This window comes from Wohlfahrtiimonas larvae (assembly GCF_002006755.1).
Classification (GTDB): Bacteria; Pseudomonadota; Gammaproteobacteria; order Cardiobacteriales; family Wohlfahrtiimonadaceae; genus Wohlfahrtiimonas; species Wohlfahrtiimonas larvae.
In genome coordinates this window covers 1-14,160 of the sequence record NZ_MVDO01000109.1, presented here as the reverse complement: position 1 = coordinate 14,160, position 14,160 = coordinate 1, and the positions used below count along the sequence as shown (strand labels likewise).

Sequence of the window (14,160 nt, the reverse complement as noted above, 5' to 3'; positions counted from 1 at the left end):
AATTGGCCAGCGTATGGGGCGTAAAGATTTTGAGGGTGCAATGCGCATCGCAAAAATGGGGCGATTAACGTGTTTTGGTATCATGATTTGCACAGGCATTTATCTGTTTGCTTTGAAGTCATATTTACCAATGGTATTTTCAGATGATCCTGAAATTTTAAAGTTAAGTGCGCATTTATTAATTTTCTCAATCATATTCCAATTGCCCGATGGGTTACAAATTGCAGCAGCAGGCTGTTTGCGCGGTATGAAAGATACAAAAGCACCGATGGTAATCGGTATTACATCTTATTGGTTAGTGGCTTTGCCTATAGGTTATTATTTAGCAGTTATTAAAAATATGCAGGCAGAAGGTGTGTGGATTGGCCTAATTATTGGTTTAACATGTTCAGCAATCTTATCTAATTTACGCTTACAATGGCAGTTTAAACGAATGAAGAGAATGTATGGTTTGACATAAATCAATGAGGCTGTTGATTTCTAGATTATGTCTCACGCATTTCGCTACATTAGCATTGTTTGCTGTATAAAAAATGATCTAATGCTATACAGCTTTAAATCTTAGGACTATTTTAGTACCGATTTAATTGTCTAAATTAGCTCAATCACATATTTTATAGGATTGTTAAGTATTATGAAGAACGCTTCAACGCCTTTGTATGACATTCATGCCATCAAAGATATCGAGAAAAGTGCACTAGAAGTGCTCAATATCGCATCTATTACATTGATGCAGCGCGCTGCATTATTTGTGTTGGGATATCTCTATAAGTCATATCCAAATGTGAAAAAAATTGCAGTGATTGTGGGGGCAGGGCGTAATGGCGGCGATGGCTATTTCTTTGCTCAACAAGCCCTGAGTGCAGGATTTGAGGTTAAGATATTTTATTTGGCTGATCCTAATAACTTGGTGGATGATGTTCGTAAGGCTTATTTAGCAGCAAAAGGCATGGGTGTACCATGTGAATCATTCTCTTCAAGTTGCTTAGATGATGCAGATTTAATTATTGATGCCATGATGGGTACGGGTGTCAATCGTGCCTTATCGGGTGAATGGTTAGGTGCTGCAATGCTTATTAATCGTAGCGGTAAACCAGTAATCTCATTAGATGTACCATCTGGTTTGAATGCAAATACCGGTGCAATTTTGAGTGAGGCTGTTAAAGCCACTGAAACTATTACATTCATAGCCCAAAAGCCTGGATTATATACAGGGAAGGGCCCTGAATATGTTGGAAAAGTTATCTGTTCAGATTTGGGTATTCCTGAAGAGTGTTTTGAATCTATTCATGCTGCATCGTGCTGTTTTAATTTACCTACAATGGCTGAGTGGTTCCCTGATCGTAAGAAATTTAATCATAAAGGTAATTTTGGCCATATTTTAGTGGTGGGTGGTAATATTGGCATGGCTGGTGCTGCATTGTTAGCGGGGCATGCTGCTTTGCGTATTGGTGCTGGTCGTGTTTCTATCGCAACGCATCCTCAACATGCCACTGCAATGATTCCTTATCATCCTGAGTTAATGGTGCGTGGTGTGAATGGCGCAGAAGAGTTAGCGCCTATGTTAGAAGTTGCAACGTGTATTGTGATCGGCTGTGGCTTAGGAACAAATGAATGGTCTATTGAATTAATGGATGCGGTATTAGCATCTGGTAAACCTATTGTGATTGATGCTGATGGCTTAAATCTGATTGCTCAAGATAAAATATCTAAAGAGTTGTTAGAAGAAAATAAAGATAATCATGTCATTACACCTCATCCTGTTGAAGCAGCAAGGCTATTACATGGTACCGTGAATGATGTAGAAGCAGATCGTTTAGTTTCTGCTTATCAGTTATCAGAAAAATTTGGTATTACTGTATTAAAAGGTGCAGGTTCATTGGTTTGTGATTCAGACTTTTTAAGTATCAATACAACAGGCAATCCAGCGATGGCAAGTTCAGGTATGGGTGATGCTTTAAGTGGTATTATTGCAGGTTTAATTGTGCAAGGAGTTTCTGCAAGGCGAGCCACACGATTAGGTGTTTGGTTGCATGGCTTTGCGGGAGATCTTTGTGCGGAACAGGGCTATCGTTCTGTAATTGCTACAGATGTGATAGAGTTCCTGCCAAAAGCAATCGCAAGACTGAAGGATTAAGATGGATTTAGCAGTAGATTTACATCATGAAACAGATACTGCTGCAATTGCACAAAAGCTTGCAGCAGTCGTGATGTCACAAAAATTATCAGCATTTAAATTGTACTTATCAGGTGATTTAGGTGCGGGAAAAACAACATTTTCAAAATATTTTCTAAAAGCTTTGGGTGTTGATGAAAATATTAAAAGTCCTACCTATACCATTATAGAAAGTTATATGGCAGATGGTTTAGATATTGATCATATTGATTTGTATCGTATTGAAGAAGAAGACCTTTATGATTTAGGTTTTTTAGAAGATGATCAGAAAATTTGGTTAATTGAATGGCCTGAAAAAGGTGGAGAATCTTTGCCTGATCCTGATTTATTATTGATTTTAGAACGAAATGATAGTTTGTCTATGCAGTTGTTGCCCAAATCAGATATTGGGCAACAAGTATTGTCTGTATTAGATATCTGATGCAAATTTAGTTGTGTTGCGATCCAGAGGGATTGCAGCACGACCTTCTGCTAAGAAGGCACGAGTTTTCGCATCATAAAATGCATAGCGCACAGAGATATCTTCAGCATTCACAGTATAAGCGCCCATGACAATAATATCGGCTTTAAACGCCGCGGCTGCACGAGATGCTTCTGCTGTTGGCACAACCATTTTATTTTGAACAGCAATCATGTCACGTTTATAACGAATATATTTAGCAGTTGCTGTTTTACCAATGGCATCTGTTAGACCCATTCCTGTAATGCGACCAGCTTTTTCACTTTTATTAATATCTTTTGAATTAACTAAAGCACCTACTAGGAATACTTCATTAGCAAAAATATCGTTTTTCTTTTTAAATAGAAGTGGATATTTTTGTTTAACTTCTACGATCGACTTACGCAATGCTTCTTGCATTTTGTAGGATGAATTTTGGTTGAAATCTGCTACTTCACGATCTAAAGAGTTGCGTTCTACTGCAGATACTTCCCAAGCATTATAATGTTCATATTTATATTTTGGTTGTTCAGCAATGTGTTGATCATAAGGGACACCATAAACAGGTGCACCATCTACAGCAGGCCAAATACAACCAGACAATACGATTAAGCTTGCCATACTCAAGGGGATTATTTTTTTCATAATTATCCTGTGTCTATATAATCTATGGTGATTTAAAATTGTAATCTTTGCGATTATATCATGGAAAATTGATCAATTATTTGAATTTAATCCCCAATCTATAACGCTCGCATTAATTATGATAAATATCAGTTTATGAGATTTCGTCGAGTTTACGTGAGCCGTGCTAGAATAGCTAGAACTGTTTAAAATTGTGCTGAGGGTTGTATGAAAGAAAAAATCATGAATGCTTTAAATGATGTCAAAGTAGTTTTTGATAATAAAAAGCTGGGCGATTTATTGCGCATTACATCTGTAGATTATTTTGAAAAAGATCAAACATATGTGGTGACAATTACTCTAAATTTTGAAAGTAAAACCTATAATGAAGCATTGGTGAAAGCTTGTGGCGATGTTATTCAGCCATTTTTAAAAGCAGGTGAAAGCGTTCGTTTTGAGATCAATGCTAAAAATGTGACACATAAAGTGCAAAATGGTTTGAAACCATTTAAAAATATCAAAAATATTATTGCAGTGGGATCAGGTAAAGGTGGTGTTGGTAAATCAACAACATCTATCAATATTGCCTATGCATTAAAAAATGAAGGCTTTTCTGTGGGTATTTTGGATGCGGATATTTATGGTCCAAGTATGCCCAAAATGCTTGGCACAAAAGATAAGCCTGTTTCTAAAGATAATAAAAGCATGGAGCCAATTGATATCGATGGTATGCAAGCAATGTCTATTGGCTTTTTGGTGGATGAAAAAGATGCCATGATTTGGCGTGCTCCAATGGCTGTAGGTGCGTTGACTCAATTGTTGAACGATACAAATTGGCGTGATATTGATTATTTAATCATTGATATGCCACCGGGAACAGGTGATATTCAGTTAACATTGTCACAAAAAATTCCAGTAGCAGGCAGTGTGATTGTAACAACACCACAAGATATTGCATTGATCGATGCGCGTAAAGGTATTGATATGTTTGAGAAAGTGGATGTACCAATTTTGGGTGTAGTAGAAAATATGAGCACACACGTTTGTTCTAATTGTGGTCATGAAGAAGCTATTTTTGGTTCAGATGGTGGTAAATTATTGGCAGAAGATAGCCATGTGCCATTATTGGGACAATTGCCATTAGATATTCGTGTGCGCAAAGCATTGGATAATGGCGAAGTTCAATCGCTCAATGATTCGGATATTGCTTTGCGTTATCAAGAAATTGCACTTAAAATGGTGTCACATTTGTCACAAAGACCTAAAGATGTGGCAGGCAAATTCCCTAAAATTGTTGTAGAGAACAGCTAAATTATGAGCATTAAATCAGATCGTTGGATCCGTGAACAAGCCGAAAAGTACGGCATGATTGAACCTTTTGCACCGAACCAAGTGCGTTATGATGACAATGAAAGTCGTATCATTAGCTATGGTACATCTAGTTATGGTTATGATGTGCGTTGTAGCAATGAATTTAAAGTGTTCACAAATATTAATTCCACGATTGTCGACCCTAAAAATTTTGAAGATGGCACGTTTGTGGATGTGGTTTCGGATGTTTGTATCATTCCACCTAATTCATTTGCATTGGCAAGAACCGTTGAATATTTCCGTATTCCACGCAGTGTATTGACAGTTTGCTTAGGCAAGTCAACCTATGCGCGTTGTGGCATTATTGTGAATGTAACGCCATTAGAACCAGAATGGGAAGGACATGTGACTTTGGAATTTTCTAATACAACTCCATTGCCTGCAAAAATTTATGCGGGTGAGGGCGTTGCACAGATGCTCTTTTTTGAATCGGATGAAATTTGTGAAACATCTTATAAAGATCGTGGTGGTAAATATCAAGGTCAAACAGGTGTGACACTACCAAGAACTTAACAGAAGGATAGTAATGTCTGACATTAAAATAAAAACTCCAGAACAGATCGAAGGAATTCGTAAAGCGTGTCGTTTAGCGGCGGATGTTTTGGATATGATTGGCGAGCATGTCAAAGTTGGCATCACAACTGAAGAACTAGACAATATTATGAACCAATTTATTTTGGATCATGGTGCAATTTCAGCATGTTTCGGTTACGGTGATCCTGGTTTCCCTAAATATACATGTATTTCGTTAAATCATGTCGTTTGTCATGGTATTCCTAATGATAAGCCTCTGAAAAAAGGGGATATCTTGAATATTGATGTCACTGTGATTTTAGATGGGTACTTTGGTGATAATAGCCGTATGTATACAGCGGGAGAGCCATCAACATTGGCAAAACGTTTAATTGATGTCACGCATGAATGCATGATGAAAGGAATTGAGGTTGTGAAGCCAGGTGCCTCATTCCGTGAAATTGGTAAAGTCATTCAAAAGCATGCACATGCAAATCATTTCTCTGTTGTGGAGGATTTTTGTGGCCATGGTGTTGGTATTGAGTTTCATGAAGCCCCTTTAGTACTCCATTATGATTCACCAAAAGTAACTGATGTGATGCAAGAAGGTATGATTTTTACTATTGAACCCATGTTGAATGTTGGTAAACATACATGTAAAGTCCTTTCGGATAATTGGACAGTTGTGACAAGAGATCGCTCTTTATCCGCGCAGTGGGAACATCAAATTCTTGTGACCGCAACAGGTTATGAAATTCTAACATTATCAAAACTATAAATATTATGAACGATCATCGACTCTCTTTTTGTATTTCAGGTGCGGGTCCGATTGGATTAGCACTGGCTTTAGGATTAGGGCAATCAGGTTATCACGTGAAGCTTTTGGATCAAAAGCCACAGATTGATAAAGATATTTTGGTGGATGATCGTCGTATGTTGGCATTGTCCCATCGCACTGTTGAGTTTTTTAAGCGATTGGGCGTTTGGGATCCAATGCTAAATTATGCAACAGCTATTAATGCTGTGCATGTATCACAAAAAAAATGTAAAGTTGAGGTGCTCATGAAAGCCTCTCAACATAATTTAGATCATTTTGGTTATCTAGTGCCGCAAGGGCGCGTGATTTTAGCACTGTATGAACAAGTATTTGCACATGCTGATATTGAACTCTGTTTGGGAAGTAAAATTACTCCAAATGCGGATTTATCAGATGGCACAGTCGTTATTCAGCAAAATAATAAAAAAAACACAGAAACTTTTGATTGGCTGATTGCTGCTGAAGGTGTGAATTCTGTTTTGCGTAATAATTTTGGCATTGAAACATTCTCTCGTGATTATGACCAAATTGCAGTGATTGCGCGCGTAACTTTTGAAAAGCCGCATCAAAATATTGCTTATGAACGTTTTACAGATGAAGGGCCTTTGGCTTTATTACCTGTGAATGATAATGAAATGGCAGTTGTGTTGGTGACGGATAGCCGCGAGTCGGATAAATGGAAAAAAGCATCTGATTTAACCTATGCTGCGGAAATTTTAGCACGCATTGGTGCAAGATTAGGGGATATTACAGAGGTGACTGAACGACAAGTTTGGCCATTAACCTTGATGATTCCTAAAAAAGTGGTGGACGGTAAGTTATTATTAGCAGGTAATAGCGCGCATGGTTTGCACCCAATTGCAGGACAGGGTTTGAATTTAGGTATTCGTGATTGTGAAGCAATCATTGATTTATTTGCAGTGAATCAATATCCAACAGACAATGATTTGATAGCATTCAACAATGCTCGTCATAAAGATATTGTGAAAACAGTGGGCGCAACGGATTTCTTAGTGAATGCGTTTGGTGTCAAAGGTACTTTGGCACAAACAGCACGATCACTAGGTTTATTGGGTGTGAAAACATTGCCTTTTGTGAAGAAGAAAATTGCAAAAGTGGGTATGGGATATTAGGAGAAAATATGCAGAAATTTGATGTCATCATTAATGGTGCGGGTTTAGTGGGATCAAGCATTGGTTTGGCATTGGCTGAAGCTGGCTTCAAAGTGTTGATTGTTGAATTTGCCCCGATTGAAAAACTTTACCCAAAAGATGATTATGGCTTGCGAGTTTCTGCATTCACACCATCTAGCCGTAAATGGCTGGAGCATGTAGGTGTTTGGGATCAATTATTACATAGTGGCCGAATGACACCATTTTTACATATGCATGTATGGGATGGATCAGGTGATGGTTCATTGCAATTTGATGCAGATGGTACGGGATCAGATGCATTAGGATGGATTTTGGATAATGAAGCAACACAAGGTGCTTTATTGGATCGCGTAAAAGTAGAAGCGAATATTACATTATTAGATCAAAGAAAATTAGTGAGCTTTGAAAATACTGCAAATGGCGTGATCGTACAAACTGATGATGGCGAAAAATACGAAGCTGAATTAGTTGTGGGTGCTGATGGTGGTCGCTCATTGATTCGTGATTGGGCGAATATTCCATGCACAGGTTGGAGTTATGGTCAAAAAACAATAGTTGGTCAGGTGAAGCCTGAACGTGGACATGATAATACTTGCTGGCAAAAATTCACAACGAATGGCCCTGTGGCATTGTTACCATTGAATGATGGTCGTTGTTCTTTAGCTTGGCATACGACTCACCAAGAAGCTGATGAACTATTAGCATTGGATCGTGAAGAATTTAGTCGTCGTTTAACTGAAGCTTTTGGCGGTCGTTTTGGCCATATCGAAGCTAGTTGGAGTTTAGGTGCTTTTCCATTACGATTGAATCATGCGCGCCAATATTACCGTGATCATTTCGTATTAGCAGGTGATGCAGCACATAATATTCATCCTTTAGCAGGATTAGGTGTTAATATCGGATTCTTAGACGCTGCAACTTTGGTGGAAGAGTTAATGAATGCTCGTCAGCAAGGTTTAAATCTATCAGATGATGTGGTTTTGAAACAATATGAAAAGCGTCGTAAAAAGCACAATATGCTGATTATGGGTGCGATGGATCTTTTCAAACGCAGTGGTGGATCAGATCACTTCGTGATGAATAAATTACGCAATATTGGCTTAACAGTTGCAGATAAATTGCCTTTTGGTAAGCGTGAAATGGCAAAATTTGCTATGGGCTACTACGGGGATGTGCCAAAATTTGTTAAACCTTAAATGGAATAGGGTCTCAAAGGATGATTGAAGATAAGTTCAAAGAATTAGAAGCAAAAATTTTCGCAATGTTGGAAGAGAATAAAAGTTTAAAAGTTGAGTTGGGGCTTTTAAAAGAGAGTTTAAGTCAATGTATGACAGAATCTGCTAATACAATTGAATCATTGAAAACAGAATCAGCTCATAAAATTGAGACGATACAAACAGAATCTGCACAAGCTTTAGCAACGCTGCAAGCGGCATCATCACAAGCATTGGAAACATTGCAGGCAGAATCAGCACAGACAGTGCAAGCATTACAAGATGAAAATGCATTGATTCAATCTCGCAATGCTGAATTGACGATGCATTTGAAGAAAATTATGAGCCGTTTAGAGTCTTTAGGCGTTCAATAAGGGGAAAGATTAATGGAATTAATTACAATTACAGTTTTGGGAATCGATTATAAAATTAATTGTCCAGTAGATAAGGTTGATTCTTTGAAACGTTCAGCAGTGTTATTAGACTCGAAATTAACAACAATGCGTGCAAGCGGTAAGATGTCAATAGAGCAAGCGGCGATTATGGTGGGTTTAAATTTAGCAGATGAATTATTGCAGTCAGAAGCATCTTTAAAAAGTATGCGCTCACAGTGGGTTGGTCAATTAGATTCATTAAACGATAAATTAGGTGAAGCTTTATCTCAAAAGGCATAGATATGACGATGATCATCGATAAAAGGATTATCAGTAGCACATGTTTTGTGACAGAGTTACCTTTGTGTAATGTCTATTTTCAAAATGAATCACGTTTTCCTTGGCTGGTTTTAGTACCTCGTAGAACAGATGTTTCTGAGTTGATTGAGCTGTCAGTGGAAGATCAGCATCAATTAACGCGTGAAATTGCAATGGTTGCTCAATGGATGAAAGAAAAATATAGCCCAGATAAGTTAAATGTAGCTAACTTAGGGAATATTGTGAAACAGTTACATATTCATGTGATTGCACGTTATGAAACTGATAGTGCTTGGCCGGGCCCTGTTTGGGGGAAATTTGATGCGCCATTGATGTATTCTTCTGAGGAGTTGGAAGCAAAAGCTGCTGAAATTCGTGCAGATTTAGCGAAAGTAACTGTATGAATTTAGTGAGTCAATTAACTGCTTGGTTATGGTCAGAGCCTAGCAATTTTTTTAAATATGTATGTAGATTAGTTTATCGTTTAATTGAAAGCGTTTCTAAAGAAGGTATTCGAACACAAGCGCAAGCATTAGCGTATACGACAATTTTATCCATTGTGCCATTTATGGCGGTGAGCTTTTCAATTTTGAAGAGTTTTGGTGTTTATCAGAGTTTTGTACCAACTTTGAATAAAATGTTTGATGCCATTGGTATCCAAGATGAGCAACTGACATCTACGTTGATTGGTTTTGTGGATAATGTACAAGTAGGGCTTTTAGGTAGTATAGGTTTTTTGGTTCTATTTTATACCGTTGTTAGCTTAATTAGTACGATCGAAAGTGCGTTTAATAGTATTTGGGGAGTTGAGCGGAATCGTCATTTTGCCCAACGTTTTTCGTACTATTTGGTTGTTGTACTCATTGGACCCGTTGTTATTTTTTCATTGATTTCATTAATTTCAAGTGCAGTAATTTTAAAAGCGTTGGATGTACCTATGCCCGATTGGCTTTCTGTTTATTTAGGACAGGGCTTTACGATTTTTATCTTAACGCTCTGCTTAGCGGGTGCTTATAGCTTTTTGACCAATGCAAAAGTGCGGATTGTACCTGCATTGATTGGTGGGTTAGTAGCTGCGATTGCGTGGCACTTTATGGGGAAAATATTCACAGATTTTATCGCAACATCTAATAAATATTCAGGCATTTATTCAGGTTTTGCGAGTGTGATTTTATTCTTTATTTGGATGGATTTAACGTGGCTCATTGTCTTGGTGGGAAATCGCTTAACATTTTTATTACAATATCCTCAACAATTATTGATGGATAGTCGTGAACAGGAATTTACTGTGCCTGAAACGATTATGGTTAATATTGCCCCGAAAGATAAATATGGTGAAGAGTGGATTGTTCAATCCATTCATGTCAATAAGGAGAAGTGATTTTGAACAGTCAAATCCCATTTTGGGAGAAACCATTGGTGAAATTGTCTCCAGAAGAGTGGGAAGCCTTATGTGATGGTTGTGGCCTGTGTTGCTTAAACAAAATTGAAGATATTGATACAGGTAGAATTTATACGACACGTGTGGCATGTGATTTATTAAATTTAGATACATGTCAGTGTTCTAATTATGTTAAAAGAAAGCAATTTGTATCAGATTGTATTAAATTGACGTATAAATTAGTGGCAACTATAGATTGGCTACCAGAAACATGTGCCTATGCCCGTCGTTATCGAGACCAAGCATTGCCAGAATGGCATTATTTGTTAACAGGTGATCGCAATACTGTACGAGAATTTGTGGATGTATCTCAACATCAACTGATTCATGAAAAAGATACAAAAAAACCACTACATTATTATATGATTGATGGAGATTTTACGCGTGAGTCATGAATTAACACATTTTAATCAAGCAGGCGAAGCACACATGGTGAATGTTGCGGATAAAAGTGATACAAAGCGTATCGCTGTAGCGCATGGTTTTATTACGATGAATCCAATTGCTTTTGATGCTTTGCAAAAAGGTGAAAGTAAAAAAGGTGATGTTTTAGGGATTGCGCGCATTGCAGCGATTCAAGCAACGAAACAAACATCGTTATTGATCCCATTGTGCCATCCTTTACCATTAACACATGTTTCTGTAGATTTTGAATATCATAAGGATCACACGTTAGAAATTATAGTACAAACAGAGACTGTAGGAAAAACAGGTGTTGAAATGGAAGCAATTACAGGAGTTTCCGTTGGGTTAATGACAGTGTATGATATGTTAAAGGCTGTTGATAAAAGTATGGTTATTAGTAATATCGAGCTACTTGAGAAGATTGGTGGCAAGAGTGGTCACTATAAACGTACTGAAAAGTGAAGAATTTTTGACAAAAAATTCAGCAAAGATTAGAATAGCAATCTTTTTTGAGATTGTTAGCAGGGTATTTTAAGTGAAATACGCAGAGTTTCCCCTCAAGAAAACTGTCAATGAAGGACGAGTTTACGAAGATTCGCTCTCTGTAGAGCATTTTCCTCGGCTAAAAGAGGCAGTTCATTCTGTCGATTCGCCCATTCGTTTTCGGATTCAAGGTGAAACGAATCCGTTAGGACAGAAAGAGGTTAAAGGCAATGTAGCTGTTGATTTATCTATGATATGTCAGCGTTGCTTAGAGCCATTTCAAACGAAGTTTGATCTACCAATTCACTGGATCCCTGTCAAAGATGAGTCCGAGCATGATCTCATTGGTGATGACGAGGCTCTATTATTGGTTGAAGGTGATGAAATTAATCTTTTAGAATTATTAGAAGATGAAGTTTTATTAACACTTCCATTGGTGCCAAAGCATGATTTAAATGAAGATTGCGATGGAAAGGATTATTTAGAAAAGCTCAAACCACAAGAGGATAAAAAACAACCTTTTGCAGAGCTTGCTGAATTACTAAAAAAATAGTTTTTCTTTAGTAAATTTTAAGAGGAAATAAACATGGCTGTTCAGAAATCAAAAGTAACACGTTCAAAGCGTAATATGCGTCGTGCACACGACTCTTTAACAAGTGCACAATTGAGCACAGATGCGACAAGCGGTGAATTACATCGTCGTCACCACATCACTGCAAATGGTTTTTATCGTGGTCGCCAAGTATTGAACTTTGATAAAAATGTACCAACAGTAGAGTAATTCTACTCAAAAGTTGATAAAGTAAAACCTACGTGGATGATATTCGCGTGGGTTTTTTTATTAGAACAATTTTAGTTGGATAATATGTCACTTAATCAGAAAATTACGATTGCAGTAGATGTAATGAGCGGTGATAAAGGCTCTGATGAGCTTCTTCCTGCTGTCATTTCTGTTGCAACACACAATGAAAATTTAACCTTGATAGTTGTTGGGCAAGAAGAGAAGCTGAAAGCTAAATTGAGCGATCACCCTCTTTTTAAAGAAGGTAGAATTCAGATTCAAAATGCAACACAGGTTGTAGAAATGGATGAGCAACCACAAAGTGCTTTGAAGAATAAAAAAGATTCTTCTATGCGTGTTGCAATTAACCTTGTTAAGAATGGTCAGGCAGCTGCCAGTGTATCTGCTGGTAATACAGGTGCTTTGATGGCAACAGCACGTTTTGTGTTAAAAACAATGCCAGGGATTGATCGTCCTGCTATTTGTACAGTATTACCATCATTAAAATCTAAGTATAAACATGTTCATATGCTAGATTTAGGTGCTAATGTGGATGAAGAGCCAAAGCATCTTCAGCAATTCGCCATTATGGGATCGTTATTAGCGTCTGCAATGGATAAAAATCCATCACCAAAAGTCGCTCTATTAAATATTGGTTCAGAAGCCATCAAAGGCAACAGCTTAATTCGCGAATCTGCAAAATTATTGCAGCAAACAGATTTAAATTATATTGGGTTTGTAGAAGGTGATGGCATCTTCTTTGATGACGTGGATGTTGTTGTCTGTGATGGTTTCTCAGGCAATGTTGCATTGAAAACATTAGAAGGTTCTTGTAAGTGAATTGCTGAATATTTAAAGCGCTCATACAAGAAAAATATTTTTACTAAAATGGCTGCATTGATCTCTAAACCTGTTTTGAACTCATTAAAAGCAGAGGTAGATCCTAGAAATTATAATGGTGCCAGTTTATTAGGTTTACGTGGCATTGTTGTGAAATCTCACGGTAATGCTGATCGAGTTTCTTTTGAAAATGCTATCAATATCGCTGTTAAGCTTGCAGAGCAAGATGTGGTTGGTCAAATCGAGAAGCAATTTTCAGTGGAAGATGGTATAACATCCGATTCGGAACAAATTTAAGGGTTTAGGCATGTACTCTAAGATTATTGGAACAGGTCACTATTTGCCAGAAAACGTGGTCACTAATTATGATTTAGAAAAAAAAATTGAAACTAGTCATGATTGGATTGTTGAGCGTACAGGTATTCATCAGCGTTACATTGCCTCAGAAGGTGAAACTGCAACAAGCTTTGGCGCAAATGCTGCACGTTCTGCGTTAGAGAATGCAGGCATTGATGCAACAGCAATTGATTTAATTATTGTTGCAACATCTACACCTGATAAAGTGTACCCATCAACAGCGACTTTAATACAGGCAGAATTAGGCAACCAACGAGCACCTGCATTTGATGTGACAGCTGCATGTTCGGGCTTTATTTATGCATTAAGTGTTGCAGATAATTTCATTAAAGCAGGTTCAGCAAAGCGAGCATTAGTGATTGGTACAGAAGTGTATTCTCGTTTGTTGGATTGGAATGATCGTTCAACTTGTGTGTTATTTGGTGATGGTGCAGCTGCAATTATTTTAGAAGCAAGCGAAAAACCTGGTATTTTATCAACACATATTCATTCAGATGGTCGTCATGCGGATTTATTGCAAGTTGATCGTCCTTATACCGATGATGTTGATGGCAATCCTTATGTACAAATGAAAGGTGCTGAAGTATTTAAGCATGCAGTATCGAAGCTGCATGAAATTGTGAGTGAAACATTGCACAGTAATAATATTGAAGCGAGCGAAGTGGATTGGTTAATACCACATCAGGCGAATTTACGCATTATCAATGCTACTGCTAAAAAAATGGGATTGGATTCTAATAAGATTGTCATTACAGTTGATCAGCATGCAAATACTTCTGCAGCAAGTATTCCTTTAGCGTTGGATGCAGCGCGTCGTGATGGTCGAGTGAAAGAAGGTCAATTGATATTATTA

General features: G+C 37.6%; 18 protein-coding genes and 1 pseudogene. 18 read left to right on the top strand and 1 reads right to left on the bottom strand.

The features are described 5' to 3' along the window. From BZK14_RS06760 to tsaE, 3 genes are all read left to right on the top strand, one after another. Positions 1-460: MATE family efflux transporter (locus BZK14_RS06760; protein ID WP_245831208.1), on the top strand; the 460-nt coding region annotated here is incomplete at its 5' end. A gap of 174 nt (positions 461-634) precedes the next feature. Continuing rightward, positions 635-2,137, top strand: coding sequence for an NAD(P)H-hydrate dehydratase (locus BZK14_RS06755; protein WP_077925776.1), 1,503 nt, complete (start codon positions 635-637; stop codon positions 2,135-2,137). Position 2,138: 1 nt separating this feature from the next. After that, complete coding sequence (tsaE, locus tag BZK14_RS06750) at positions 2,139-2,597, top strand: tRNA (adenosine(37)-N6)-threonylcarbamoyltransferase complex ATPase subunit type 1 TsaE (protein ID WP_077925775.1); 459 nt, start codon at positions 2,139-2,141, stop codon at positions 2,595-2,597. On the opposite strand, the gene BZK14_RS06745 is transcribed toward tsaE, so the two are convergent. Then, a complete protein-coding gene (locus BZK14_RS06745) occupies positions 2,586-3,260 on the bottom strand; it encodes a hypothetical protein (protein WP_077925774.1) in 675 nt (224 codons plus the stop codon). The genes tsaE and BZK14_RS06745 overlap by 12 nt on opposite strands. Positions 3,261-3,467: 207 nt before the next feature. Here BZK14_RS06745 and apbC point away from each other — a divergent pair, with 207 nt between their 5' ends. From apbC to BZK14_RS06670, 15 genes and pseudogenes are all read left to right on the top strand, one after another. After that, a complete protein-coding gene (gene apbC / locus BZK14_RS06740) occupies positions 3,468-4,550 on the top strand; it encodes an iron-sulfur cluster carrier protein ApbC (protein ID WP_077925773.1) in 1,083 nt (360 codons plus the stop codon). A 3-nt stretch (positions 4,551-4,553) separates the two neighbouring features. Then, the gene (gene dcd / locus BZK14_RS06735; RefSeq protein ID WP_077925772.1) at positions 4,554-5,123 is read left to right on the top strand and encodes a dCTP deaminase; all 570 of its coding nucleotides are present in this window, start codon (positions 4,554-4,556) and stop codon (positions 5,121-5,123) included. 13 nt (positions 5,124-5,136) lie between these two features. Further along, positions 5,137-5,901, top strand: coding sequence for a type I methionyl aminopeptidase (gene map / locus BZK14_RS06730; RefSeq protein ID WP_077925771.1), 765 nt, complete (start codon positions 5,137-5,139; stop codon positions 5,899-5,901). 5 nt (positions 5,902-5,906) lie between these two features. After that, positions 5,907-7,073 carry an FAD-dependent monooxygenase gene (locus tag BZK14_RS06725; RefSeq protein WP_077925770.1) on the top strand — a complete coding sequence of 389 codons (1,167 nt, stop codon included), beginning with the start codon at positions 5,907-5,909 and terminating at the stop codon, positions 7,071-7,073. Positions 7,074-7,081: 8 nt separating this feature from the next. Beyond that, on the top strand, positions 7,082-8,290 hold the full coding sequence (locus tag BZK14_RS06720; protein ID WP_077925769.1) for a UbiH/UbiF/VisC/COQ6 family ubiquinone biosynthesis hydroxylase: 1,209 nt from the start codon (positions 7,082-7,084) through the stop codon (positions 8,288-8,290). Between the two features lie 20 nt (positions 8,291-8,310). Further along, entirely contained in the window at positions 8,311-8,682 is a 372-nt protein-coding gene (locus BZK14_RS06715) for a hypothetical protein (protein WP_077925768.1), read from the top strand. Positions 8,683-8,694: 12 nt separating this feature from the next. Beyond that, the gene (locus BZK14_RS06710; RefSeq protein ID WP_077925767.1) at positions 8,695-8,982 is read left to right on the top strand and encodes a cell division protein ZapA; all 288 of its coding nucleotides are present in this window, start codon (positions 8,695-8,697) and stop codon (positions 8,980-8,982) included. A gap of 2 nt (positions 8,983-8,984) precedes the next feature. Beyond that, positions 8,985-9,404 carry an HIT family protein gene (locus BZK14_RS06705; protein ID WP_245831207.1) on the top strand — a complete coding sequence of 140 codons (420 nt, stop codon included), beginning with the start codon at positions 8,985-8,987 and terminating at the stop codon, positions 9,402-9,404. Next, complete coding sequence (locus BZK14_RS06700) at positions 9,401-10,381, top strand: YihY/virulence factor BrkB family protein (RefSeq protein WP_077925766.1); 981 nt, start codon at positions 9,401-9,403, stop codon at positions 10,379-10,381. The genes BZK14_RS06705 and BZK14_RS06700 overlap by 4 nt, the downstream gene beginning before the upstream one ends. Positions 10,382-10,383: 2 nt before the next feature. After that, on the top strand, positions 10,384-10,836 hold the full coding sequence (locus BZK14_RS06695; protein WP_077925778.1) for a YcgN family cysteine cluster protein: 453 nt from the start codon (positions 10,384-10,386) through the stop codon (positions 10,834-10,836). Then, on the top strand, positions 10,826-11,308 hold the full coding sequence (moaC, locus tag BZK14_RS06690) for a cyclic pyranopterin monophosphate synthase MoaC (RefSeq protein WP_077925765.1): 483 nt from the start codon (positions 10,826-10,828) through the stop codon (positions 11,306-11,308). The genes BZK14_RS06695 and moaC overlap by 11 nt, the downstream gene beginning before the upstream one ends. Before the next feature lie 73 nt (positions 11,309-11,381). Next, a complete protein-coding gene (locus BZK14_RS06685; RefSeq protein WP_245831206.1) occupies positions 11,382-11,882 on the top strand; it encodes a YceD family protein in 501 nt (166 codons plus the stop codon). Between the two features lie 33 nt (positions 11,883-11,915). After that, positions 11,916-12,110 carry a 50S ribosomal protein L32 gene (gene rpmF / locus BZK14_RS06680; protein WP_077925764.1) on the top strand — a complete coding sequence of 65 codons (195 nt, stop codon included), beginning with the start codon at positions 11,916-11,918 and terminating at the stop codon, positions 12,108-12,110. 84 nt (positions 12,111-12,194) lie between these two features. Next, a pseudogene (plsX, locus tag BZK14_RS06675) lies at positions 12,195-13,247 on the top strand (phosphate acyltransferase PlsX). A 10-nt stretch (positions 13,248-13,257) separates the two neighbouring features. After that, the coding region (locus tag BZK14_RS06670) for a beta-ketoacyl-ACP synthase III (protein WP_077925763.1) at positions 13,258-14,160 on the top strand (903 nt) is incomplete at its 3' end.

Bases quoted from the DNA above. Each gene is read 5' to 3' on its own strand.
- BZK14_RS06725 (WP_077925770.1), top strand. From the start codon at position 5,907: ATGAACGATCATCGACTCTCTTTTTGTATTTCAGGTGCGGGTCCGATT.
- BZK14_RS06755 (WP_077925776.1), top strand. From the start codon at position 635: ATGAAGAACGCTTCAACGCCTTTGTATGACATTCATGCCATCAAAGAT.
- tsaE (WP_077925775.1), top strand. From the start codon at position 2,139: ATGGATTTAGCAGTAGATTTACATCATGAAACAGATACTGCTGCAATT.
- dcd (WP_077925772.1), top strand. From the start codon at position 4,554: ATGAGCATTAAATCAGATCGTTGGATCCGTGAACAAGCCGAAAAGTAC.
- BZK14_RS06715 (WP_077925768.1), top strand. From the start codon at position 8,311: ATGATTGAAGATAAGTTCAAAGAATTAGAAGCAAAAATTTTCGCAATG.
- apbC (WP_077925773.1), top strand. From the start codon at position 3,468: ATGAAAGAAAAAATCATGAATGCTTTAAATGATGTCAAAGTAGTTTTT.
- BZK14_RS06745 (WP_077925774.1), bottom strand. From the start codon at position 3,260: ATGAAAAAAATAATCCCCTTGAGTATGGCAAGCTTAATCGTATTGTCT.
- BZK14_RS06700 (WP_077925766.1), top strand. From the start codon at position 9,401: ATGAATTTAGTGAGTCAATTAACTGCTTGGTTATGGTCAGAGCCTAGC.
- BZK14_RS06710 (WP_077925767.1), top strand. From the start codon at position 8,695: ATGGAATTAATTACAATTACAGTTTTGGGAATCGATTATAAAATTAAT.
- BZK14_RS06720 (WP_077925769.1), top strand. From the start codon at position 7,082: ATGCAGAAATTTGATGTCATCATTAATGGTGCGGGTTTAGTGGGATCA.
- rpmF (WP_077925764.1), top strand. From the start codon at position 11,916: ATGGCTGTTCAGAAATCAAAAGTAACACGTTCAAAGCGTAATATGCGT.
- BZK14_RS06705 (WP_245831207.1), top strand. From the start codon at position 8,985: ATGACGATGATCATCGATAAAAGGATTATCAGTAGCACATGTTTTGTG.
- map (WP_077925771.1), top strand. From the start codon at position 5,137: ATGTCTGACATTAAAATAAAAACTCCAGAACAGATCGAAGGAATTCGT.